The organism is Stenotrophomonas sp. FR010, from assembly GCF_047520755.2.
GTDB lineage: Bacteria > Pseudomonadota > Gammaproteobacteria > Xanthomonadales > Xanthomonadaceae > Stenotrophomonas > Stenotrophomonas sepilia.
The window spans coordinates 15,677-36,577 of record NZ_JAXBQT020000014.1 but is presented as its reverse complement, the minus strand read 5'-3'; the positions used below and the strand labels follow the sequence as shown (position 1 = coordinate 36,577).

15 protein-coding genes are annotated in these 20,901 nt (G+C 68.8%); 6 read left to right on the top strand and 9 right to left on the bottom strand.

Going from position 1 to position 20,901, the window contains the following annotated elements; all coding sequences use genetic code 11:
- Positions 1–74: 74 nt before the first annotated feature.
- Both ACM0PK_RS13815 and ACM0PK_RS13810 read right to left on the bottom strand, forming a co-directional pair.
- Positions 75–2,066 (bottom strand): M56 family metallopeptidase, encoded by a 1,992-nt coding sequence (locus ACM0PK_RS13815; protein ID WP_414606765.1) that lies wholly within the window; start codon positions 2,064–2,066, stop codon positions 75–77.
- A gap of 3 nt (positions 2,067–2,069) precedes the next feature.
- Positions 2,070–2,456 carry a BlaI/MecI/CopY family transcriptional regulator gene (locus ACM0PK_RS13810; RefSeq protein ID WP_072167402.1) on the bottom strand — a complete coding sequence of 129 codons (387 nt, stop codon included), beginning with the start codon at positions 2,454–2,456 and terminating at the stop codon, positions 2,070–2,072.
- A 191-nt stretch (positions 2,457–2,647) separates the two neighbouring features.
- On the opposite strand from ACM0PK_RS13810, the gene ACM0PK_RS13805 reads away from it, so the two are divergent.
- Positions 2,648–3,745, top strand: a complete 1,098-nt coding sequence (locus ACM0PK_RS13805; RefSeq protein ID WP_111202112.1) for a serine hydrolase domain-containing protein — start codon at positions 2,648–2,650, stop codon at positions 3,743–3,745.
- Here ACM0PK_RS13805 and ACM0PK_RS13800 read toward each other — a convergent pair.
- From ACM0PK_RS13800 to ACM0PK_RS13790, 3 genes are all read right to left on the bottom strand, one after another.
- Positions 3,704–4,516, bottom strand: a complete 813-nt coding sequence (locus ACM0PK_RS13800) for a hypothetical protein (RefSeq protein ID WP_111202104.1) — start codon at positions 4,514–4,516, stop codon at positions 3,704–3,706. The genes ACM0PK_RS13805 and ACM0PK_RS13800 overlap by 42 nt on opposite strands.
- A 3-nt stretch (positions 4,517–4,519) precedes the next feature.
- A complete protein-coding gene (locus tag ACM0PK_RS13795) occupies positions 4,520–5,935 on the bottom strand; it encodes an XVIPCD domain-containing protein (RefSeq protein ID WP_111202103.1) in 1,416 nt (471 codons plus the stop codon).
- Positions 5,936–6,052: 117 nt separating this feature from the next.
- Positions 6,053–7,156 carry an SDR family oxidoreductase gene (locus ACM0PK_RS13790; RefSeq protein ID WP_414606766.1) on the bottom strand — a complete coding sequence of 368 codons (1,104 nt, stop codon included), beginning with the start codon at positions 7,154–7,156 and terminating at the stop codon, positions 6,053–6,055.
- Positions 7,157–7,351: 195 nt separating this feature from the next.
- Between ACM0PK_RS13790 and ACM0PK_RS13785 the strand changes: the two genes are divergently transcribed.
- Positions 7,352–7,660: a hypothetical protein gene (locus ACM0PK_RS13785; RefSeq protein WP_065197278.1), complete on the top strand. Its 309-nt coding sequence runs from the start codon at positions 7,352–7,354 to the stop codon at positions 7,658–7,660.
- On the opposite strand, the gene ACM0PK_RS13780 is transcribed toward ACM0PK_RS13785, so the two are convergent.
- Positions 7,648–8,706, bottom strand: coding sequence for a DNA topoisomerase IB (locus ACM0PK_RS13780; RefSeq protein ID WP_065178673.1), 1,059 nt, complete (start codon positions 8,704–8,706; stop codon positions 7,648–7,650). The genes ACM0PK_RS13785 and ACM0PK_RS13780 overlap by 13 nt on opposite strands.
- A gap of 111 nt (positions 8,707–8,817) precedes the next feature.
- Between ACM0PK_RS13780 and ACM0PK_RS13775 the strand changes: the two genes are divergently transcribed.
- The 3 genes from ACM0PK_RS13775 (at position 8,818) to ACM0PK_RS13765 (ending at position 15,370) form a co-directional block, all read left to right on the top strand.
- A complete protein-coding gene (locus ACM0PK_RS13775; RefSeq protein ID WP_032954733.1) occupies positions 8,818–9,207 on the top strand; it encodes an I78 family peptidase inhibitor in 390 nt (129 codons plus the stop codon).
- 173 nt (positions 9,208–9,380) lie between these two features.
- Positions 9,381–13,835 carry a glutamate synthase large subunit gene (gene gltB / locus ACM0PK_RS13770; protein ID WP_414606767.1) on the top strand — a complete coding sequence of 1,485 codons (4,455 nt, stop codon included), beginning with the start codon at positions 9,381–9,383 and terminating at the stop codon, positions 13,833–13,835.
- 89 nt (positions 13,836–13,924) lie between these two features.
- Positions 13,925–15,370 carry a glutamate synthase small subunit GltD family protein gene (locus ACM0PK_RS13765; RefSeq protein WP_065185527.1) on the top strand — a complete coding sequence of 482 codons (1,446 nt, stop codon included), beginning with the start codon at positions 13,925–13,927 and terminating at the stop codon, positions 15,368–15,370.
- Here ACM0PK_RS13765 and ACM0PK_RS13760 read toward each other — a convergent pair.
- Positions 15,356–17,764: an ATP-binding protein gene (locus ACM0PK_RS13760; RefSeq protein ID WP_414606793.1), complete on the bottom strand. Its 2,409-nt coding sequence runs from the start codon at positions 17,762–17,764 to the stop codon at positions 15,356–15,358. The genes ACM0PK_RS13765 and ACM0PK_RS13760 overlap by 15 nt on opposite strands.
- Before the next feature lie 167 nt (positions 17,765–17,931).
- Between ACM0PK_RS13760 and ACM0PK_RS13755 the strand changes: the two genes are divergently transcribed.
- Entirely contained in the window at positions 17,932–18,798 is an 867-nt protein-coding gene (locus ACM0PK_RS13755) for a methylglyoxal synthase (protein ID WP_088496785.1), read from the top strand.
- Positions 18,799–19,123: 325 nt separating this feature from the next.
- On the opposite strand, the gene ACM0PK_RS13750 is transcribed toward ACM0PK_RS13755, so the two are convergent.
- A complete protein-coding gene (locus ACM0PK_RS13750) occupies positions 19,124–19,903 on the bottom strand; it encodes a M48 family metallopeptidase (protein ID WP_061479922.1) in 780 nt (259 codons plus the stop codon).
- 59 nt (positions 19,904–19,962) lie between these two features.
- Positions 19,963–20,868, bottom strand: coding sequence for a recombination-associated protein RdgC (locus tag ACM0PK_RS13745; RefSeq protein ID WP_005421064.1), 906 nt, complete (start codon positions 20,866–20,868; stop codon positions 19,963–19,965).
- Between the last annotated feature and the right edge of the window lie 33 nt (positions 20,869–20,901).

Sequence of the window (20,901 nt, the reverse complement as noted above, 5' to 3'; positions counted from 1 at the left end):
GCGTGCATGCCCAAGCGTCGCAGCAGGCGCAGCAGGTGATCGCGCGCGCCTCGGCCAGCGGCCGGCACTACCGATCAGAGTCGCTCGGCATTGCCGCTGGCCAAGGCGCGCGCGATCACCTGCTGCGCCTGCTGCGACGCTTGGGCATGCACGCGTGCCTGGCGCTCGCCCAAGGCGGCCTGCTGGCTGCCCAGCGCTGCCTGGCGGCTGGCCAGTTCAGACTGCTGGCTGGCCAGGCGCTGCATGTCACGAGTGCGGCCGGACTGCCCGGCCTCGCTGCGGGCTTCCTGCATCGCACGGCGTGCCTCGGCGGCGGCCTCGCGTGCAGCCTCACGCGCAACGGCCACGTCGCTGGTTGCACCGCGCGCTGCCTTTGCCGCTTCCGCCGCCGCCTCGCGGTTGATGTCATGCGCGGCCATCGCACTGCGCGCGGCCTCGGCGGCGATCAGTGCGATGCGGCGCGATTCCTCGCCCTGCAGGCGGCCCATTTCACCCATCTGCCTGCCGAGTTCGCCCTGCCGGCGACCCAACAGGCTTTGCTGGCGGCCCAGTTCGCTCTGCTGGCGGCCCAGCTCTACGGCACCGCTGTAGGCACGCTGCAGCGTCTGGATCAGCATCGGGTCACGCACCACGTAGCGCTTGTCACCCTGGCGGAACCACAACGCCGGGCCCTTGCCGAGCTGCCTGCGGGCCACCGTCACGTCGTCCATGCCGCCGTTGGCGAAGGTCGAATCACCATCAACCAGAACGAAGGCCTCCCGGGGCGACCTGCCCAGGTCGAGGCGACCGTAGGTGGTGATGGAGGTGGCGGCCGACGTCGCGCCTTCATCGTCTTCGGCCATGCCCGTGGCATCGTCGACATCGGCCACATCGGCATCGTCGGGCCCGGTCGCGTCAGCGGGTTCGGCCGGCGCGGCCGGTGCTGCAGGCGCGGCCGGGGCCGCCGGCACGCCCGCGGCGGATGGCGGTGCGGCCGGAGCCTTGGGAGCCTTCGGCGGTGCTGGCGCCACGACCTTGGGTGCCGCCGGTGGCGCGGGCGGTGCCGGCGACACCGGCGCTGCGACCAGTCGCATCGGCGCCACGCCCACCACCACCACCACAGCAGTCAGCGCCATCGCCAGGATGCGCGGGCAGGCCCGGCGCGGCTGCAGCGAGAGCAGGCGACGCTTGAGGCTGGTGGCATCCGGTGCGGCACTGGCCACGCCCAGGTGCGGCTGCGGTGCCACCCCCAGCTGCAGCAGCAGACGACCATAGGCCTGGCGGCTGGCAGCGTGCTGGCCCACCACCGCTGCGTCCACCGCTTCTTCGCGCGCTTGTGCATATTCACGCACCGACAGGCGCAGCAGCGGATGGAAGAAGAACAGGTGCTGGGCCAGCGCAGGCAGCAGGCCCCACTGCAGGTCCCGCCGCTGCAGGTGCTGCAGTTCGTGGGTCAGGGCCAGGTCCAGCGCGTCGCCCTGCAGGGCATTCTCGCCAGCCGGCAACAGCAGCACCGGGCGGAACGGGCCGACCAGCTGCGGTGCGTCCACCTGCGTGCTCATCCACAACCGCGGCGCAGGCCGCACGCCATGTGCATCGGAAGCCAGCTGCAGGGCCTGGACCAACGCCTGGTCCTCGCAGGGATAGGCCGCTGCCAGCAGCGCGCGGCAGCGACACCACTCACCGAAGGTACGCAGCGCCATCAGCAGCACGCCGGATGCCCACAGCGCGGCCAGTGCGACGGCCCACCACGCCACTGCCGGCGCGTCCGCTGCAGGCATCGGCATCGCGGCCAGCAACTGTGCCGAGGCCTCCGGGGCCAGCGGGTAGACGATGTCAGCGGCCACGTCGGTCGCGGTCATCGCCACCGCCTGCGGGGCAGGCAGCCAGGCCAACTGCAACGGCTGGCTCCAGAACAGGCCGAGCACGGCCTGCAGCGAGACCAGCCACCACAGGCGGCAGCGGGTCGCCGCCGACAGCGACGGCAGCGCGCGGCACAGGCCGTACACCAGCGCCACCAGCAGCACGGTCTGCAGGCTGGTCCAGCCCAGGCGTTCCAGCATCGGGATCAGCATCGTGGTGTCCATGGCTCAGCCCTCGTGGCGACGCGATTGGAGTTGGGCGACCAGCGCTTCCAGCTCGGCCAGCTCGTTGTCGCTGACCTTCTGCCGCTGCGACAGATAGGCCACGAACGGCGACACCGAGCCCTGCAGGGTGTTGTCGACGAACTGCGCCACCGCGCCCTGCAGCACGCTCTGCGGGCCACGGGTGGCCTGGTAGCGGTAGACGCCGTCCTGCTGCCGACGCTGAAGATACCCCTTCGCCCGCAGGCGCTCCATCATCGTCAGCACAGTGGAACGAGCCAGCCCACGGGCCTCGCCGTAGCCACTGGCGACCTCACCGACACTGGCCGGCGCATGTTCATCGATGTACTGCAGCAGGGCCAGTTCCTGGTCCCCGATGGTCTTGCCGCGCATGACACCACTCCCTTGACTACACGTGTCGTCACTGTCAGCTTGACGACATCTGTAGTCAACCCCCCGGAAGTCATGGGCCGACGAACGGTAGGCACCACCGAGCGCTTAAACCTTTGACCCGCCCGCCGCATCCGATCCGCAACGCCCCGCTGGAATTCCGCATGTCCCGCCCAATGCTCCGAGTCCTGCTCATGCTCATAAGTGCCCTGCCCTTCGCCGCCGTCTCTGCCAGCCAGGACCAGGCCAACGACCAGACCCGCCGCCTGATCCGCCAGATCATGCTGGAGCAGCGCATCCCGGGATTGCAGATCGCGGTGGTCAAGGATGGGCAGATCGTGCTCTCCGAAGCCTACGGGCTGGCCAACGTGGAGAACGGTGTGCTTGCCTCGCGCGACACCCGCTTCCCGCTCAATTCGGCCACCAAGGCATTCACCGGCGTGGCTGCCGCGCAGCTGGCCCAGCAGGGGCAACTGGATCTGGACGCGCCGGCCTCGCGATATCTGGGTGATCTTCCGCCAGCGTGGAGAGACGTACGCGTACACCAGCTGCTGGCGCATACCTCCGGCCTTCCGGACATCCTTGATGCGAACGGGCTGCTGGGCGGAGGTTCCGAAGCACAGGCATGGGCGGCGGTGACAGCTCGACCGCTGGAAGCGGCGCCTGGGCAGCGCTTCGCCTACAACCAGACCAACTACGTATTGCTGGCACGGATCATCGCGCAGCAATCCGGCATGCCCTACGAACGTTTCCTCGCCACCGGCCAGTTCAGCAGCGCGCGCATGGCCCGCACCACCTTCGGCGACAGCTACGACCTGATTCCGGATGCGGCGACGATGTACAGCCTGGCCCCGCGTGCCACCGACGCTGTAGATGCGCCGTCCCGCCTGTCGCATTGGTTCTACGACATACCGCCTTCGCTGTGGGCGGGTGGCGGCATCCTCACCACCGCCGACGACACCGCGCGCTGGCTGGTCGCGCTGACCGAAGGCCGCCTGTTGCCGGAGACGGCCCTGCGGCGGATGTGGAGCGCAGAGCGCCTGGCGGATGGCCGTGCCGGCCGGTGGGCGGGTGGCTGGGCGGTACTGCGCGCGTCGCCCGACCTTCAGGTGGCCGGTATCGGCGGTGCGCGCTCGGCCTTCGTGATCTATCCCGAGCGCGGCGTGGCGGTAGTGGTGCTGACCAATCTTGTCGGTGCCAATCCGCAGCAGTTCATTCCGCGCATTGCCGACTTCTATGCGCGCGATGCCTCAACGCCCCGTCACGAACGGGTCGCCCTTGCACGGCAATAGCGGGCTGCCATCGCAGGGCCATAGCCCGGCCGGCACGGTCCTGGACACTTCGAAGTGATCCTGGTTCCAGCGCAGGAAACCGCCGTGGATGGCATTGCCATGGTCGAAGCTGCGCGCATCGGCGGCCAGTGGCTGTTCGGGATCGGCCTCGGCCGCCCAACGCAGCACCGGCACCTTGTCCAGCTGCCCGATGAAGGCGAACAGATCGCCCGCGCCGTTGCCCTGATAGGCCGCCATCGCCGCCGCATCAGGCAGCTCGGCCTGCGCCAGCAACAATGCGGTGACATCCTGCAGCGGTGCCGCTCCCTGTGCGATGTAGGCGCGCATGCCCGTGGTGGTTGCCGGGCAGTCCTGCAGCTGCACCAGATACCCGGTGGTACCGCCACTGCCGGAGAACGACCGCATCCAGTAGCGGAAACGCGGCCCGCTGCTGTCGGTAACCATGAAGTCCTGCTGGCCACCCTGCGCTGGAATGGAAAGCACCTGCACGTTGCTGGCGCCCTCCACGTTGCACTTCAACTGCGCCAGCACCTGCCTGGCCGGTTCCGGCAGTGCTTCGTAGCGGCCGCCGGGGTGGGCGCTGCCAGAGGCTTCCGGCAGTGCGGGCAATCCGCGATCAGCGGGCAGGGTCTGCACAGGCAAGGCCTCCGGTTTCGCCGGTGAGCTGGCGGCAGGCGCTACCGGTGCGACGCGCTCTCCAGCGGGCGCGCAGGCGCTGCAGGCCAGCAGCAGCATCAACGAAACGGTCAGACTCAGGTGTGATCGGATCATCACTCAACGCCCTCCCATCACCGGCGCTTCCTGCAGTTGTGCAGGCGCGGGTGTGGGTGCCGCCTGTTCGCGCGATTGCTGCTGCAGCTGGCGCAGGCTGGATTCCGCCGCGGTGTCGCGCACCTCGGCTGCATTGACCCCTGCGCGCAGCGCCGCAGGATCGCCCGCACTGCCCTGCACCAGGAACAGTGTTTCGCCCGCCGCACGTCCAGCACTGGGATTGCTGGCCACGATCTGGTCGACCCGGGTGATGCCCGCGGCCTTCGCTTCGCGCAGCATCACCAGACTGTAGTCGTCGGCATGCTCGGCGTAGCGTCCACCCAGGGCGTGCAGGCGGGTGCTGATCTGCTGCTGCAGGGCATGGTCGCGATGCTGCGGCTGACGGGGATCGTCGTTGGCCGCGAGCGGCACATCCTGCCCCAGCTCGCGCGCCTGGCCGGGTGCAACCGAGGTCAGCACGTACTGCCAGCGGTTCTGCCCAGGCGTGCCGCGCACCGTCGACACGAAGTCGTCGTACTCGCCGCCGCCGATGGTCTGGCAACCGGCCGAATCGGTGTTGGAGCGGCTGCCGCGATGGATCTTGAAGGTGTCGTTGAGGTCCTGCACGCCTTGGGTATCGCGCGCATCGAACCAGCCGTCGCCATTGCTGTCGCGCTCCACCCGTCCGGTGCCCGCCGTGATTGCATCCTGCGAAGGACGCAGCGCGAACTCATCGGGATGGCCATTGCGTGGATGAGTAGTCGCGCGCATCTCCGTAGTGCCTTCGCCCAGGCGTCCGAGGTCCTTGACCCGGTCGCCGTTGACATCCTCACCCTCGGTCTTGGTGCGTGGCGCCACATTGCCGAACCCCGGGCTGCGCGGCGTGGTCTTGGCATGACCGTCGTACTGGGCGGTCGGCTCGGTCGTGGCCTGGTTGAACTCGCGCACATGGCCTTGGCCCTGCGCATCCTTCCACAGCACTACGATGCGGTCGTCGTAAACGCCACGCCCACGTGCCTCGGTGGTGCGGTTCTCGTCGCGCAGCCCCAGCACCACGCGGTCCTGCGTCGCCATCGCGTCATTCGCCGCGGTGTTGCCGCGCTGGGCCACGATGCTGCCATAAACGTCGTAATGCTGGGCCTGGCTCAGGCCTGCGGTCTCAGCCGCGTCGGGCATCCGTGGTGGACGCTCCGCGTTGCTCAGACGGTCCAGCATCGGGTTCACCGTCGTCGCATCAGCTGCGGCAACACCTCCGCTGCGCCGCAATGTCTCAAGCTCGGTGGCGGCGCGCACCGACACGTAGCGATCCAGCGCTTCCTGCACCACGGCGCTCTGCCCGTCGTGCAGGGCGTTCAGGCGGGCGGCTGCAGCGCGCGCGTCGTTCTGTCGCAGCAGGGCGACGACTTCGTTGGCCGCCGCATCGATATCCATCTCGGGCATGGTCGTTCCTTGGACGTGATCAGTACGGAGTCAGCCTACCCCAGCCACCTGCTGGGGCTTTTTGACGCACCGCACACCTTCGCCGCCACGCCGCATTCAGGCAGATCACGCCATCACTCAGCCCCGTGGCCCGCCCATCACCGGCAGGATCACCCCACTGATGTAACTGGCACAGGCCGGAGAGGCCAGGAACACATACGCCGGTGACAGCTCTTCAGGCTGTGCAGGCCGGCCCATGTCGCTGTCCTTGCCAAACTCCGCCACGTCTTCGGCCTGCTTGTCGGCGGGGTTCAGCGGCGTCCATACCGGCCCCGGCGCCACGCAGTTCACGCGGATGCCGCGCGGCAGCAGCTGGCTGGCCAGCGCCTTGGTGAACGCATGGATCGCGCCCTTGGTGGCGGAATAGTCGATCAGCGCCTTGCTGCCGAAGATCCCCGTTTCCGAGCCGGTGTTGATGATGCTGGCGCCTTCGCCCAGATGCGGCAGTACCGCACGCGCCATCTGGATGTAACCGCCGATGTTGGTCTGCAGGGTTTCCTGCAGGTGCGCGTCTTCCAGGTCTTCCAGGCGCTCGCAGTGCAGCTGGAACGCGGCGTTGTTGACCAGGATATCGATGCCGCCGAACGCCTTGGCCACCTGCTTGACAGCCTTGTTGCAGAAGCGCGGGTCGCGCACATCGCCGGCGATCACCACGCAGCGGCCGCCTTCGCGCTCCACGTGCTGGCGGGTGATGTCCGCGTCCTCGGCCTCGTCCAGGTGCAGTACCGCCACATCCGCACCTTCGCGCGCGAACAACACTGCCACCGCACGGCCAATGCCGGAGTCGCCACCGGTGACGATCGCACGCATGCCCTGCAGCTTGCCGCTGCCCGCGTAGTCGGGCGCAAGGAAACGGGGCGCCAGCTCCAGTTCGTGCTCGTGCCCGGGCTTGGCCAGCTGCTGTGCCGGCATCGCCTCCGGCTGCCGGCGTGCGCCGGCCTGGGTGGCGGACTTCTTCGCCTTCTTGGCCGCGCGGGCGTCCTTGGCCTTCTCCTGGTCCTGCAGGCGCCGCTGCCGTGCAGCGACGCGTGCCGCCCGTGGATCACTGGCGGCTGCCTTGCGGGTTGCGGTCTTCACCACGCGCGGGCGATCAGGGTCGGCGACCGTCTTGGTCGGGGTGCTGCCTTTGCGCACTTTCGGCGATGCCTTACGGCGGGCGGGGGTCTTCCTGGTGGTGGCCATGCAGGTCTCCTCGGGAGGGAAAGGGGCTGCCGGCCAGCGGCCGGCACTACCGGGGGCGGCCCATGCCGCTCCTGCAGTGTCTCCACCCACGCTGTTGGCGGCGGTGAGCGCGCCGTGTCCACGATGTGCACGGCATTCATTCCGCCACCACGTCTGACGTCGCACCCTGCACGCAATCAAACAAGGAGTGCCTCCATGAAACATGCCATCGCCACCGCCGCCGCCTGCTTTGCCCTTGCCGCCTGCAGCAGCACACCGATGGCCCAGGTGCAGCCGATCGACGGCGTGATTTCCGGCCAGTGCCACAGCGACAAGGTGCGCGGCGCGGTGGGCCTGGCCGCCTCGGACGCCACCGTGGCCCGCGCACGCGTGGACAGCGACAGCCTGCACGTGCGGGTCTTGCGCCACGACGGCCCGAGGGTGCCGCCGGCCAGCGAAGGCGGCGACCGCCTGACCATCGAGAAGGGCCGGACCAACAACATCGTTGCGATCTACTGCGGCTGACGACTGCGACTGAGCCGCCGCGCCCGGCGCAGCACTTTCAGGGTGGCCTGCTCCCACTGCCGCGGGCCGCGCAGGCCGGCCAGCGAGGCCAGCTCACCGCGCTCCCAGCCGGCAAACACGCACGGGTCGATGTAGGCCTTGCGGCACACGGCCGGCGTGTTGCCCAGCCGTGCCGCCACTTGGCAGACCACTTCGCGCTGCGCCTTGGCCAGCGCGCGCTGGCTGGCCGGTTCCGGCAGTTCGGTGGCGGCCAATGCCTGTACCGCCGCCAGCGTGCCGCCCCAGGTGCGGAAGTCCTTGGCGGTGAAGTCTTCGCCCATCACCTCGCGCAGGTAGTCGTTCACCGCGCCGGAATCCACCGGCTGCAGCGCGCCTTCGTCGTCGCGGTACTGGAACAGCGCCTGCCCGGGCAGCTGCTGGATGCCGCGCACCAGCGTGCCCAGCCGCCGATCGCCCACCACCACCTCGTGCAACTGCCCGGATTTGCCCCGGAAGCGCATGCGCACGCGACCACCGCGCAGCAGGTCCAGGTGGCGGTTGCGCAGCGTTGTCAGCCCGTAGGATTTGTTTTCCTGTGCATAGCTTTCGTTGCCCACCCGCATCAGGGTGTCGGCCAGCAGGGCCACCACCACCGCAAGCACCTTGTCGCGCGGGAAGCCGGGCTGCTTCAGATCGCGCGACAGCCGCCGCCGCAGCGTGGGCAATGCCTCGCCAAAGGCGATGATGCGGTCGAACTTGCCGGCATCGCGCTCCTTCGCCCAATCGGCATGGTAGCGATACTGCTTGCGTCCACGCGCATCGCGGCCGGTGGCCTGCAGGTGGCCATTGGCGTGGGCGCAGATCCACACGGCGGTATACGCAGGTGGAATCGCCAGCGCACGGATGCGCTGCAGGGTGGCGGCATCGCGAACCGCGTGGCCATCGGCATCGCGGTAACTGAAGCCCTTGCCGGCGCGACGCCGGCTGATGCCTGGCTGGGTGTCATCGACATAGCGCAGGCCGGCCGCGCGCGCGGCCTGTCGTTCGGGGGTAGAGGAGGTTGGCATGACCGCAGTGTCGCTGTCGCGATGCCGCGAACCTGTCGATAACAGAAGACAAACACGTGAGGGTCGGTTCGCCGCTATGCTCGGGCTTTCACAATCCCTTCCGGAGTCATGATGTCGTTCCCGATTCGCGCCCGTTCGCTCTCCGCCCTGCTGCTGCCTGCCGTGCTGGCCCTGACCGCCTGCCAGGCTCCGGCGCTGGATGAACAGGATTCGGCCACTGCCCATGCCCAGCAGGCGGCCGAAGCCGCCAAGGCGCCGGCCGACGAAACCGGCAAGGCCACCGAGGCACCGCCGGTCGGCACCTGCGATGCCAGCCAGGTGCAGAGCCTGGTCGGCCAGGCCTACGCCGACGCGCTGGGCAAGCAGGCGCAGGAAGATGCCGGTGCCCACCAGCTGCGCGTCATGAAGCCCAATGACGTCGCCACCATGGAGTTCCTCGGCGACCGCCTGAACATCGAAGTGGACGACAAGGGCCTGGTCAGCGGCGTGCGCTGCGGCTGAGCCCGTCCGCGCGCCGGCACGGGATGCCGGCGCGTTCTGTTGCACCTGCAACCGTGTATTGCGGCGCTGCAGCAACCTGTGATCTAGTCGAGGCATCCGGTGGCCTCACGATGCGCTCCAGGGAATGAGCGGGGACGAGTGTCGCCGCCAACCCTATACGCATCGAGGTAGAGATGGCCCCCCGCAACCGCCAAGGGCTTTACGACCCGCGCTCCGAGCGCGATGCCTGTGGATTTGGCATGGTCGCCCAGCTCGACGATCAACCTTCGCGCCTGTTGGTTGATACCGCCATCGCCGCGCTTTCGCGCATGACCCACCGTGGCGGCGTCGCCGCTGATGGCCTGACCGGCGATGGCTGCGGCCTGCTGCTGCGCCGCCCCGATGCGTTCCTGAAACTGCTGGCCAGTGAAGCCGGTATCGCCGTCGCCGCGCGCTTCGCTGCCGGCCTGGTGTTCCTGCCGCACAATGCCGAGGCTGCACACGCCTGCCGCACGCAGCTGCAGGCGCAGGTCGAAGCGGTCGGCTGCAAGGTCGCCGGCTGGCGCGAGGTACCCACCGACGACAGCGTCTGCGGCCAGCTGGCGCGCGACACCCTGCCACGCATCGAGCAGGTGTTCGTCGATGCCGGCGTCGGCCAGGATGATGCCGGCTTCGCGCTGGCGCTGTTCCTGGCCCGTCGCCGCAGCGAACAGCAGCTGCGCGACCATGCCGACTTCTACGTCACCACCCTCACCCCGGATGCGATCAGCTACAAGGGCATGGTGCTGCCGGACAAGCTCAGCCGCTTCTTCCCCGACCTGCAACGCCGCGAACTGGCCTCCAGCGCGATCGTGTTCCACCAGCGCTTCTCCACCAACACGCTGCCGCGCTGGCCGCTGGCGCACCCGTTCCGGATGCTCGCCCACAACGGCGAGATCAACACCATCGAAGGCAACCGTCGCTGGGCGCAGGCGCGCAGCAAGGTGTGGAAGACGCCACGCTTCGACATCGCCGAATTCGATCCGGTGATCTCCATGCACGGTTCGGATTCGCAGAGCCTGGACAACATGCTGGAGCTGATGGTTGCCGGTGGCATGGAGCTGATCCAGGCGCTGCGCATCCTGGTGCCGCCGGCCACCCAGTCGCTGGAGTTCAAGGACCCCGACCTGGCAGCCTTCTACGAATTCCACGGCCTCAACAGCGAGCCGTGGGACGGCCCGGCCGGCATCGTCGCCTGCGACAGCCGCTATGCGGTTTGTACATTGGACCGCAACGGCCTGCGCCCGGCGCGCTGGATGCTCACCGCCGACCGCCACTTCCTGGTCGCCTCCGAAGCCGGCGTGTGGGAAGTGCCGACCGAGCGCGTGGTGCGCAAGGGCAAGCTCGGCCCCGGCGAAATGGTGGCCATCGACTTCAAGCGCGGCGACCTGCTCGATTCGGACACGGTGGACCGCATCAACCGCGGTCGCGCGCCGTACAAGCAGTGGCTGCAGCAGGGCGTGACCTACCTGCAGACCGAACTGATCGACCCGTCGCTGGTGGAAGAACCGTTCGACGAAGCCACCCTGCGCAGCTATCACAAGCTCTACCAGCTCAGCAGCGAGGAAGTGGAACAGGTGCTGCGGCCACTGGCCGAGACCGAGCAGGAAGCCACCGGCTCGATGGGCGACGACACACCGATGGCGGTGCTGAGCCAGCGCAGCCGTCCGCTGTACGACTATTTCCGCCAGGCCTTTGCGCAGGTCACCAACCCGCCGATCGATCCGCTGCGCGAAGACTGCGCGATGTCCCTGTCCACCCAGCTCGGCAAGGAGACCAACATCTTCCATGCCGGCCCGGAGACGGTGAACCACGTCATCCTCAACTCGCCGGTGCTGAGCCAGCGCAAGCTGCGCCAGCTGCTGAAGATGGACCAGTACGTGCAGGCCAACCGCCTGCTTGATCTGTCCTACAGCGAAGACGAGGGCCTGCGTGCCGGCATCGAGCGCATCTGTAGCGAGGCCGAGCAGGCCGCGCGCCAGGGCATGGTGATGCTGCTGCTGTCCGACCGCTACCCGGTGGCCGGTCGGCCGATGGTGCATGCCCTGCTCGCCACCAGCGCCATCCACCACCACCTCTCGCGGCTGGGGCTGCGCTGCGACGTCAATCTGATCGTCGAAACCGGCACCGCGCGCGACCCGCACCACATGGCCTGCCTGCTCGGCTTCGGTGCCACCGCGGTGTATCCGTACCTGGCCTACCAGACCCTGTTCGACCTGGGCCGACGCGGCATCCTCAAGCTCAGCAAGGGCGGCGAGCAGTCGCAGATCGGCCGCCGCTACCGCAAGGGCATCTACAAGGGCCTGTCGAAGATCATCTCGAAGATGGGCATCTGTACGGTGGCAAGCTATCGCGGCGCGCAGCTGTTCGAGATCATCGGCCTGGAACCCGAGGTTGTGGACATGTGCTTCCCGGACACCGCCTCGCGCATCGGCGGCGCCGGCTTCGCACGCCTGGATGCCGACGCGCGCGAGCTGTGCGCGCAGGCCTGGGATGCGCAGCAGGGCGTGGACGTGGGCGGCCTGCTGAAGTACGTGCACGGCGGCGAGTACCACATGTACAACCCCGACGTGGTCACCACCCTGCAGCGCGCCGCGCGCAGCGGTGACCCGCGTGCGTGGCAGCAGTACTGCGATGCGGTGCACGCGCGCCCGCCATCGGCGCTGCGCGACCTGCTGGAACTGGTGCCGGCCGCAATGCCGGTGCCGCTGGACGAGGTCGCCCCGGCCAGCGCCCTGTTCCCGCGCTTCGATACCGCAGCCATCAGCCTCGGCGCGCTGTCGCCGGAAGCGCACGAGGCACTGGCCATCGCCATGAACCGCCTCGGCGGCCGCAGCAATTCCGGCGAAGGCGGCGAAGATCCCGCACGCTATGGCACCGCCAAGCGCAGCAAGATCAAGCAGGTGGCCTCGGGCCGCTTCGGCGTCACCGCCGAATACCTGGTCAATGCCGAGGTGCTGCAGATCAAGGTCGCGCAGGGTGCCAAGCCCGGCGAGGGTGGCCAGCTGCCCGGGCACAAGGTCAACGAACTGATCGCACGCCTGCGCTATGCGCGCCCGGGCATCGGCCTGATCTCGCCGCCACCGCACCACGACATCTATTCGATCGAAGACCTGGCGCAGCTGATCTACGACCTCAAGCAGGTCAACCCGACCGCGCTGGTGTCGGTGAAGCTGGTCAGCCATGCCGGCGTCGGCACGATTGCCGCAGGCGTGGTCAAGGCCGGTGCGGACCTGATCACCATCTCCGGCCATGACGGCGGCACCGGTGCGTCGCCGGTCAGCTCGATCCGCTATGCCGGCGTGCCGTGGGAACTGGGCGTGGCCGAAGCGCATCAGGCGCTGCTGGCCAACGACCTGCGCGGGCGCACCCTGCTGCAGACCGATGGCGGCCTGAAGACCGGCCTGGATGTGGTCAAGGCCGCGCTGCTGGGGGCGGACAGCTTCGGCTTCGGCACCGCGCCGATGATCGTGCTGGGCTGCAAGTACCTGCGCATCTGCCACCTCAACAACTGCGCCACCGGCGTGGCCACCCAGGACGAGCGCCTGCGCGAGAACCACTTCACCGGCCAGCCCGAACGCGTGGAGAACTTCTTCCGGCTGCTGGCCGAGGAAGTGCGCGGCTGGCTGTCGTACCTGGGCGTGCGTTCGCTGGAAGAGATCGTCGGCCGCACCGACCTGCTGCGGCAGATCGAGGCCGCGCCGCGTGACGGCGTGCGCGTGGACCTGTCGCGGCTGCTGGCCGACAGCCGCTACGAAGGCAGCCACTGCGCCGCGCAGCGCCTGTACGAATCGCCGGACAGCCTGGCCACGCAGATGGATGGGCTGCTGGCCCCGGCCATCGAGCACAAGCGCGGTGGCGAGCACCGCTTCCTGATCCACAACACCGACCGCAGCATCGGCACCCGCCTGGCCGGCGCGGTGGCGCGCGCGCACGGCAACCAGGGCATGGCCGAAGCACCGCTTGAACTGCGCTTCCGCGGCAGCGCCGGGCAGAGCTTCGGTGCCTTCAACGTCGGTGGCCTGCACCTGGAAGTGGAAGGCGAAGCCAACGACTACGTCGGCAAGGGCATGGCCGGCGGCCGGCTGGTGGTGCGTCCGCCGCGTGGCGCCCGCTTCGAGGCACGCAGCACCGCCATCATCGGCAACACCTGCCTGTATGGCGCTACCGGTGGTGAGCTGTTCGCCGCCGGTCGTGCCGGCGAACGCTTCGCGGTGCGCAATTCGGGCGCGCTGGCGGTGGTGGAAGGTGCCGGTGACCACTGCTGCGAGTACATGACCGACGGCGTGGTGCTGGTGCTGGGCAAGGTCGGGCTGAACTTCGGCGCCGGCTTCACCGGTGGCCTGGCTTACGTGCTGGACGTGGACCGCGATTTCGTCGACCGCTACAACCACGAGCTGATCGACATCCATCGCGTCTCCGCCGAAGGCTTCGAGAACTACCGCCAGCACCTGCACCGCCTGATCGGCCGCCACCGCGAGCTGACCGGCAGCATCTGGGCACAGCAGATCCTGGACGAGTTCCGCGATTACATCGGCAAGTTCTGGCTGGTCAAACCCAAGGCCGCCAGCATCGAGTCGCTGACCGAAACCCTGCGACGCGCCGCATAACGGTAGTGCCGGCCGCTGGCCGGCAACCCAGGATCACGTAGTGCCGGCCGCTGGCCGGCAACGTTCCCCCTCGCATTCCAGAGTCCGCCATGAGCCGCAAGCACGCCTTCCAGTTCCTCGACCTGCCCCGCACCATGCCGCAGCGCATCCCGGTGGAACTGCGCACGTCCGGCGACTGGGGCGAGCTGTACGGCAAGTTCGGCAAGGAAGACGCCCAGTACCAGGCGGGCCGCTGCCTGGACTGCGGCAACCCGTACTGCAGCTGGAAGTGCCCGGTGCACAACGCCATTCCGCAGTGGCTGCAGCTGGTGCAGGAAAACCGCATCCACGAGGCCGCCACGCTGTGCCACAGCACCAATCCGCTGCCGGAAGTGTGCGGCCGGGTCTGCCCGCAGGATCGGCTGTGCGAAGGCAGCTGCACGCTGGAGGAATTCGGCGCGGTCACCATCGGCGCGGTGGAGAAGTACATCGTCGATACCGCACTGGCCAGTGGCTGGCGCCCGGACCTGGGCGCGGTGCAGCCGACCGGCCACAGTGTGGCGGTGATTGGTGCCGGCCCGGCCGGGCTGGCCTGTGCCGACCGCCTGGCACGCGCCGGCATTGCCGCCGTGGTCTACGACCGCTACGAGCAGATCGGTGGCCTGCTGCAGTTCGGCATTCCCAGCTTCAAGCTGGACAAGGATGTGATCCATCGCCGCCGTGACGTACTGGAAGGCATGGGCGTGCAGTTCCGCCTCGGTGTGGAGATCGGCCGTGATGTCAGCGTGCAGCAGTTGCTGGACAGCCACGATGCGGTGTTCATAGGCACCGGCGCCTACCGCTATACCGATGGTGGCCTGGTCGGCCAGGACCTGAAGGGCGTGCTGCCGGCGCTGCCGTTCCTGGTGCAGAACAGCCGCATCGTCGGCGGCGATGATCCGAAGGGCCGGCCGATCGCCGGCTGGGAAGACACCATCGCCCTGCCCGATCTCAACGGCAAGCGCGTGGTGGTTCTGGGCGGTGGCGATACCGGCATGGACTGCGTGCGCAGTGCGGTGCGGCTGGGCGCGGCCAAGGTCACCTGCGCCTATCGCCGCGACGAAGCCAACATGCCCGGCAGCGCGCGCGAAGTCGCCAATGCACGCGAGGAAGGGGTGCGCTTCCTGTTCAACCGGCAGCCGCTGTCGATCGAAGCCGGCGCCGACGACGAGGTGATCGGCGTGACCGTGGTCGAGACCCGGCTGGGCGAGCCCGATGCCAATGGCCGCCAGAACGCGGTGCCGATCGAAGGCAGTGAGTCGCTGCTGGAGGCAGACGTGGTGATCATCGCCTTCGGCTTCTCGCCGAGCGTGCCGGCGTGGCTGGCGGAACTGGGGGTGGAAGGCCAGCCCAATGGCCGCATCCTCGCCGGTGGCAAGGACCGCCTGCCGTTCCAGACCGCGCATCCACGCCTGTTCGCCGGTGGTGACGCGGTGCGTGGTGCCGATCTCGTGGTAACCGCGGTGGCCGAAGGCCGCGACGCCGCTGCCAGCATCGTCCGCCTACTGGCGCACTGAGTCCGGCAACAGCAGCACTTCCAGCAGCGCGCGCAGTTCGTGCACCTCCAGCGGCTTGGCCAGGAAATGGTCGATGCCCGCATCACGGCAGGCCTCACGGGTGCGCTCCAGCACGCTGGCAGTCAGCGCAATGATCGGGACCCGCGCACGGGTGGCGCAGGCGTCGCTACGGATCGCCCGGGCCAGCGCGAAGCCATCCATGTGCGGCATGTGGCAGTCGGTGATGACCAGGTCGAACGGTTGCGCCTGCCAGGCCTCCCATGCCTGCAGGCCGTCGCTACAGGCGTGCACCTGCAGTCCCAGCTCGCACAGGCGTTGTGCCAGCAACTGCAGGTTGGTCGGATGATCCTCGGCCACCAGCACCCGCGCCGGCGGCAACGGTCGTTGCGCGGGCCGTGCCGTCGCCGGTCCCGCAGCGGGGGCCGCACAGGCCGCCAGGTCCAGCTCCAGCCACACGGTGGTGCCCTTGCCGGGCACGCTGCGCAGGTGCAGACGCCCGCCCATCGACGTCGCCAGCTCCCGGCAGATCGACAGCCCCAGACCACTGCCGCCGAAACGGCGCGTGGTCGACGCCTCGGCCTGCTCGTAGGCGGCAAACACCGCCTGTTGCCGCTCCGCGCTGATGCCCACGCCCGTATCGGTCACCTGCAGGCGCAGTCGCTGGCCGCCGTCGCGCTGCTGCAGCACGCGGACCTGCAACACCACGCTTCCCTGCAGGGTGAACTTGAGCGCGTTGCCGGCCAGGTTGAACAGGACCTGCCGCAGGCGCAGCCCGTCAGCCAGCGACCAGGGCTGCAACGTCGGGTCAATCTCGCTGCACAGGTGCAGCCCGCGGCTGGCCGCGACGGGCATCAACAGCTGCTGCACCGCGCACACCAGCGCCGCCAGATCGGTCGGACGCAGCTGCAGGGGCGCCGGCTGCAGGCGCTGGCTGTGCAGCACATCGTCGAGGATCTGCCGCAGCATCTGCGCAGCGTCACCGACGGTTGTCAGCACCTGCCGCTGGCCCGCATCCAGGTCCGTGCCAGCCAGCCGCTCCAGCATGCCCAGCAGGGTGCTCATCGGCGTGCGGATCTCGTGGCTCATGGTCGCCAGGAAATGGCCTTTGGCCAGCGCCGCCTGCTCGGCCGCGCGGCGCGCCTCGGCCAACGCCGTTGCGCGCGCCTGGGCTTCGCTGACGTCCATCCAGTAGCCGCTCCACTCCACGCTGCTGTCATCGCACGGCAACGGTCGTCCCTGTGATCGGACCCAGCGCCAGCCCTGCGCCGCCCGGGTGCGGAAGGTGACGTCGATCGGACCGCGCACGAGCGCGGCCGCTTCGATGCTCGCCATCACCCGGCTGCGGTCACCGGCATGCACGGCCGCCAGCAGCTGCAGATGGTCGATCCGCTCAGTCTCCACGGCTACGCCGAACAGCGCCTGCACGTCGCCGGCGATCTGCGCCAGGCTGTAGTGGCCGGTTGCCGAACGGCGCGCCTGGTAGACCACCGCCGGCAGGTTCGCGGTGACTTCATGCAAGCGCTGCTCCAGCACCCGGCGACGCACGCTCTCGCGATGCACGCGCCAGTAGCCGAAGGCATGCAGCAGTATGAGCGCGAGCAGGATCAGCGACACCGGCACCAGCCAGCGCAGTGCCGAACCGGCGGGCCGCGCACGTGGCAGGTCCGGCAGCCAGGCACTGCGAACCGACGCCCGACGCGCATCGCCCTCCCGCTGCAGCTCCCGGTCGAAGGCAGCGACCACCGCAGCACAGGCCGGTACGGCGGCCAGCACCAGTGCATCGCCGAAGCCCGCGGGTGCTGCGATCACCAGAGGGTCACCCGGCACGGCGCGAAGCGCGGCTTCGACTTCAGCGAGATTGGCCACCACGGCATCGACCAGCCCGGCGCGCAGCAGTGACAGCGCGTGGTCCAGCGGCGCCGGTGCCAGCAGCTGCGCACCCGGGGCCTGTTCGGCCAGCAATGCGTCCAGCGGCAGCCGGTCCGGGCTGGCCACGCTGCGGCCACGCAGTCCCTCCAACCCCAGCACTGGCGCTGCACCCTCGCGCCGCACGATCACCTGTGGCACTTCCAGGTAGGGACTGCTGGCCACCCAGCCGGTCGGCAGCTGTGCGCGCGGCCAGCCCAGCAGCACCTGGGTGCCAGCCGGCAGCGGGTCATCGGTGAGCACCGCTGCGGGCAATGGCTGCGCATGCTGCACTGCCTGCGGGCCCAGCAGCGGCAGGTAATCCGCAGCCAACCCCGCAAGATCGCCCTGCGCGTTGTATGACAGCGGCGGCCGATCGGAACGCCATGCCACCTGCAGTGGACTCGCACAGCCGGACGCAGCAGCGATGCCGGGCAGCAACAGCGATGCCATGACAGCGGCGACGGTGCGGCGGCCGGCGACATTCACGGTAGACATCCTCATTTCGCGGGCAGGAACCACGGCCGCGCAGCGGTACCGCTGCCAGCCACGCTAGCGAGGCGCGCTTCCGCGACAATGAGAAAAATTCGAAAAACATCCCTATCGGCGAATGCCGACATACACTGCCGCTTCTACCCGTCCCTACGGAGCGCTCGATGCGTATCGGCCTGGCCGCCAACCGTCTCCATCACCACGATGCGCGCGCCGCGCTGTTCCGCTGGCTGCGTGCCAGCGAGGCCGGGCTGCGTGAACTGGGGGTATCGCTGCACGCGGTCGGGCGCACCCACGATGCGATCGAACGGCAGGGCTTCCTGGCCGGCTACGGTGGCCTGCACCGCTACCCCTACGGCCGCGAGGGTGGCCTGATGAAACTGGTGGCCGAAGTGGTTGGCATGGGGCCGGAGCGCACTCTGGACGGTGCGATCTACCTGATCGACCCGGTCGATCCTTCCTCGGTGTTTCCGGAGGCAACCGCGCTCAAGCGGCAGTGCGTGATCCACGGCAAGCCGTTCATTTCAACCGTGGCCACTGCGCGTGACTGGATCGAGGTGGAGCGCATCCACGCCGGGCTGGCTGCTGATGCCGGTGCCGACGATCTGCATGCCTTCCAGCACCAGACGCTGGCGCTGATCGCGCACGACGCGATGAAGCCGGCGATGCTGGCCTTCGCTGACGAGCACTTCGATGTGCTGGCACGGTTCGGCGAGCGCGTGGCGACCGGCACCACCGGCCAGCGCTTGAACGAACTGGCCTGGAGCCGCGGCTGGCCCAGCGATACGCCGTGGGTGACGCGCTACCAGAGTGGCCCGATGGGCGGCGATGCGCAGATTGCCGACCGTGTGCTGGAGGGGCGCTGCCAGCGCGCGATCTTCTTCGAGGACCCGCATGTGGCACGCCAGCACGAGGCCGATATCCAGCTGCTGGAGCGCGCGGTGACAACGGTGACCGACCAGGCGGTGTGCATCACCGCGCCGCGGGTGGCGGCACGCTGGGCGGCCGCAGCGGCATTGCGGGCGGGGTGAGGGTTTCGGCCAACGGCTGCGCCCCTCGTGGTGGGTGGGGGCTGCACGATCATGAGGTTGGCCGGGATGGGTGGAATTGCGGGGGACGCCGTGAACCCGTCCCTGGGGGCTTGGCCGCGGCATCCATGCCGCGGACACCCCCGCAATCCCACCCATCCCGTCCTTCGACAGTTTCCGGTGTGCCCACCACGGAAGAAAGAAGGAAGAGCAGGAGCGGGTCGCGCGCTGCGCGCGCTCTTCTGTAGAGCCGAGCCATGCTCGGCTGCTCTTCAACGTGATGACTGGAACCCCGCGCTGCACGCGTCAGCCGAGCATCGGCTCGGCTCTACAACAGCTGGCGAAGCATCGCCTTCAGTCGCCGACCTTCCAGCTGGAAGTAGTCGCGCTGTTCGCGCCAGGCGGGAAAGCGTTGTTCGACTTCATGCCAGAACGCGGGCGAATGATTCGGCTGGATCAGGTGGCAGAGTTCGTGCACCAGCACGTACTCGAACGCTTCCGGACGACCGAGCACCAAGGCCAGGTCCAGGGCCATGCTGCCATCGGGGGCCAGCGAGCCCCACTGCGAGGACATCACCTTCAGGCGCAGGCGGCTGGGGGCGCGCGGCAGGGTGGGCAGGTACTTCGGCAGCCAGCGGCCGACGTCGGCGCGGGTCTGCGCTTCATAGAACTCGCGCAGCAGGCGGCGCAGCGTGGCGTCACCACCACGGGTCGGCCACTGCACGCAGGCACCGTGCGCGTCGATCTCCAGCCGCGCGTAGCGGCCTTCCTGCCAGCGCAGCGGCAACAGTTCACCGCGCAATGGCAGCACGCCGTCTTCGCCGGGCTGCAGCGGTGCCGGCAGGCCCTGCCCCTGGTACTGCCGCAGCTGCAGCGCCAGCCAGTCGCGGTGCTGTTCCAGGAAGCGCTCGCCCATTACCAGGCTTGCGCGCGGTGGTAACGTCAACCGCGCGCCACGCTCGTCCACGCTCAGCTTGATGCGGCGCGCGCGCGGATCGCGCACGCGCAGCACCTCGATCTCGGCATCCTCCAGGCGCAGGCGAACGGTGTCGCGCTGTACGGTGGCGGGCGGGGTCGGAGTGATCAGGCGGCGCAGCAGACGGCTCATGCGCCCAGCATAGCGCTGCTTCGGGCCGCCGGATGACCGGCGACCGTCGGGCTGCCTGTTCAGTCAGCCTTGCTGAGCTTGAACGCTTCTTCCAGCAACAGGAACAGGCGGCGGATCTCGGCGCTCTGCAGGGCGAAGCGGGCATCGAACTCGGCACGGCGGCCGTCTTCGTCGGCATGCTCCAGCTGGTCCAGGGCGCCGTCGAGGAACTTCAGCTTGCGCACGATCAGGTCGTCGCCGATCACGAACGACAGGTTGTCTTCGAAGATCAGCGCCAGCTTGGTCACCTGCTTGCCGGCGTCCAGGTGCTTGTCGATCTCGTCGCAGCGCAGTTCCTGGTGCTGGCACTTGACCACCGCGCCGCCTTCGACCGGATCCTTCATCTCGCACTCTTCGCCCAGGCTCAGCCCGGTCGGCAGCGGCTCGCCGGCGATCCAGCCGGTCAGGATCGAGCGCGGCGCGACTTCGGCGTTCAGCGGCATCGCCGGGAAGCTGCCGAGCAGCCCGCGGATGTCGGACATGAAGTATTCGCCGGTCTTGCGGCTGGAGGTATCCACCGCCACGTAGCCGTGCTGCAGGTCGATGAAGGCGTCGTTGCGCGAGGACTTCACGAAGGCGCGCGGCAGCAGTTCATGCAGCAGATCGTCCTTCATGCGCTTGCGCTCGCGGCCACCCGGGCGCCGCCCTTCCTTCTCCTCGATCTCCTCCAGCTTGCGCTCGAGCAGGTCGTTGACCACCGCCGCCGGCAGGATCTTGTCCTCGCCACCCACGGTCAGCCACAGGTGTTCGGCGATGCGGTGGGACAGCAGTTCCTTCTCCTCGCGGCCAAACGGCGAAATGAATCCGCGCGAATTCATTTCCAGCGCGCCGACAGGCTTGAGCACGGCGTGCGGCAGCAGGGTATCGACTTCGGAAAAATCGGTGGTGGTCGGGAAACGGAAGAACGTCAGGTTGCGAAAGAACATGGAATTCCGGATGGCGAAGAGGAAGGGCGACCG

Bases quoted from the DNA above. Each gene is read 5' to 3' on its own strand.
- ACM0PK_RS13815 (WP_414606765.1), bottom strand. From the start codon at position 2,066: ATGGACACCACGATGCTGATCCCGATGCTGGAACGCCTGGGCTGGACC.
- ACM0PK_RS13810 (WP_072167402.1), bottom strand. From the start codon at position 2,456: ATGCGCGGCAAGACCATCGGGGACCAGGAACTGGCCCTGCTGCAGTAC.
- ACM0PK_RS13805 (WP_111202112.1), top strand. From the start codon at position 2,648: ATGCTCATAAGTGCCCTGCCCTTCGCCGCCGTCTCTGCCAGCCAGGAC.
- ACM0PK_RS13800 (WP_111202104.1), bottom strand. From the start codon at position 4,516: ATGATCCGATCACACCTGAGTCTGACCGTTTCGTTGATGCTGCTGCTG.
- ACM0PK_RS13795 (WP_111202103.1), bottom strand. From the start codon at position 5,935: ATGCCCGAGATGGATATCGATGCGGCGGCCAACGAAGTCGTCGCCCTG.
- ACM0PK_RS13790 (WP_414606766.1), bottom strand. From the start codon at position 7,156: ATGGCCACCACCAGGAAGACCCCCGCCCGCCGTAAGGCATCGCCGAAA.
- ACM0PK_RS13785 (WP_065197278.1), top strand. From the start codon at position 7,352: ATGAAACATGCCATCGCCACCGCCGCCGCCTGCTTTGCCCTTGCCGCC.
- ACM0PK_RS13780 (WP_065178673.1), bottom strand. From the start codon at position 8,706: ATGCCAACCTCCTCTACCCCCGAACGACAGGCCGCGCGCGCGGCCGGC.
- ACM0PK_RS13775 (WP_032954733.1), top strand. From the start codon at position 8,818: ATGTCGTTCCCGATTCGCGCCCGTTCGCTCTCCGCCCTGCTGCTGCCT.
- gltB (WP_414606767.1), top strand. From the start codon at position 9,381: ATGGCCCCCCGCAACCGCCAAGGGCTTTACGACCCGCGCTCCGAGCGC.
- ACM0PK_RS13765 (WP_065185527.1), top strand. From the start codon at position 13,925: ATGAGCCGCAAGCACGCCTTCCAGTTCCTCGACCTGCCCCGCACCATG.
- ACM0PK_RS13755 (WP_088496785.1), top strand. From the start codon at position 17,932: ATGCGTATCGGCCTGGCCGCCAACCGTCTCCATCACCACGATGCGCGC.
- ACM0PK_RS13750 (WP_061479922.1), bottom strand. From the start codon at position 19,903: ATGAGCCGTCTGCTGCGCCGCCTGATCACTCCGACCCCGCCCGCCACC.
- ACM0PK_RS13745 (WP_005421064.1), bottom strand. From the start codon at position 20,868: ATGTTCTTTCGCAACCTGACGTTCTTCCGTTTCCCGACCACCACCGAT.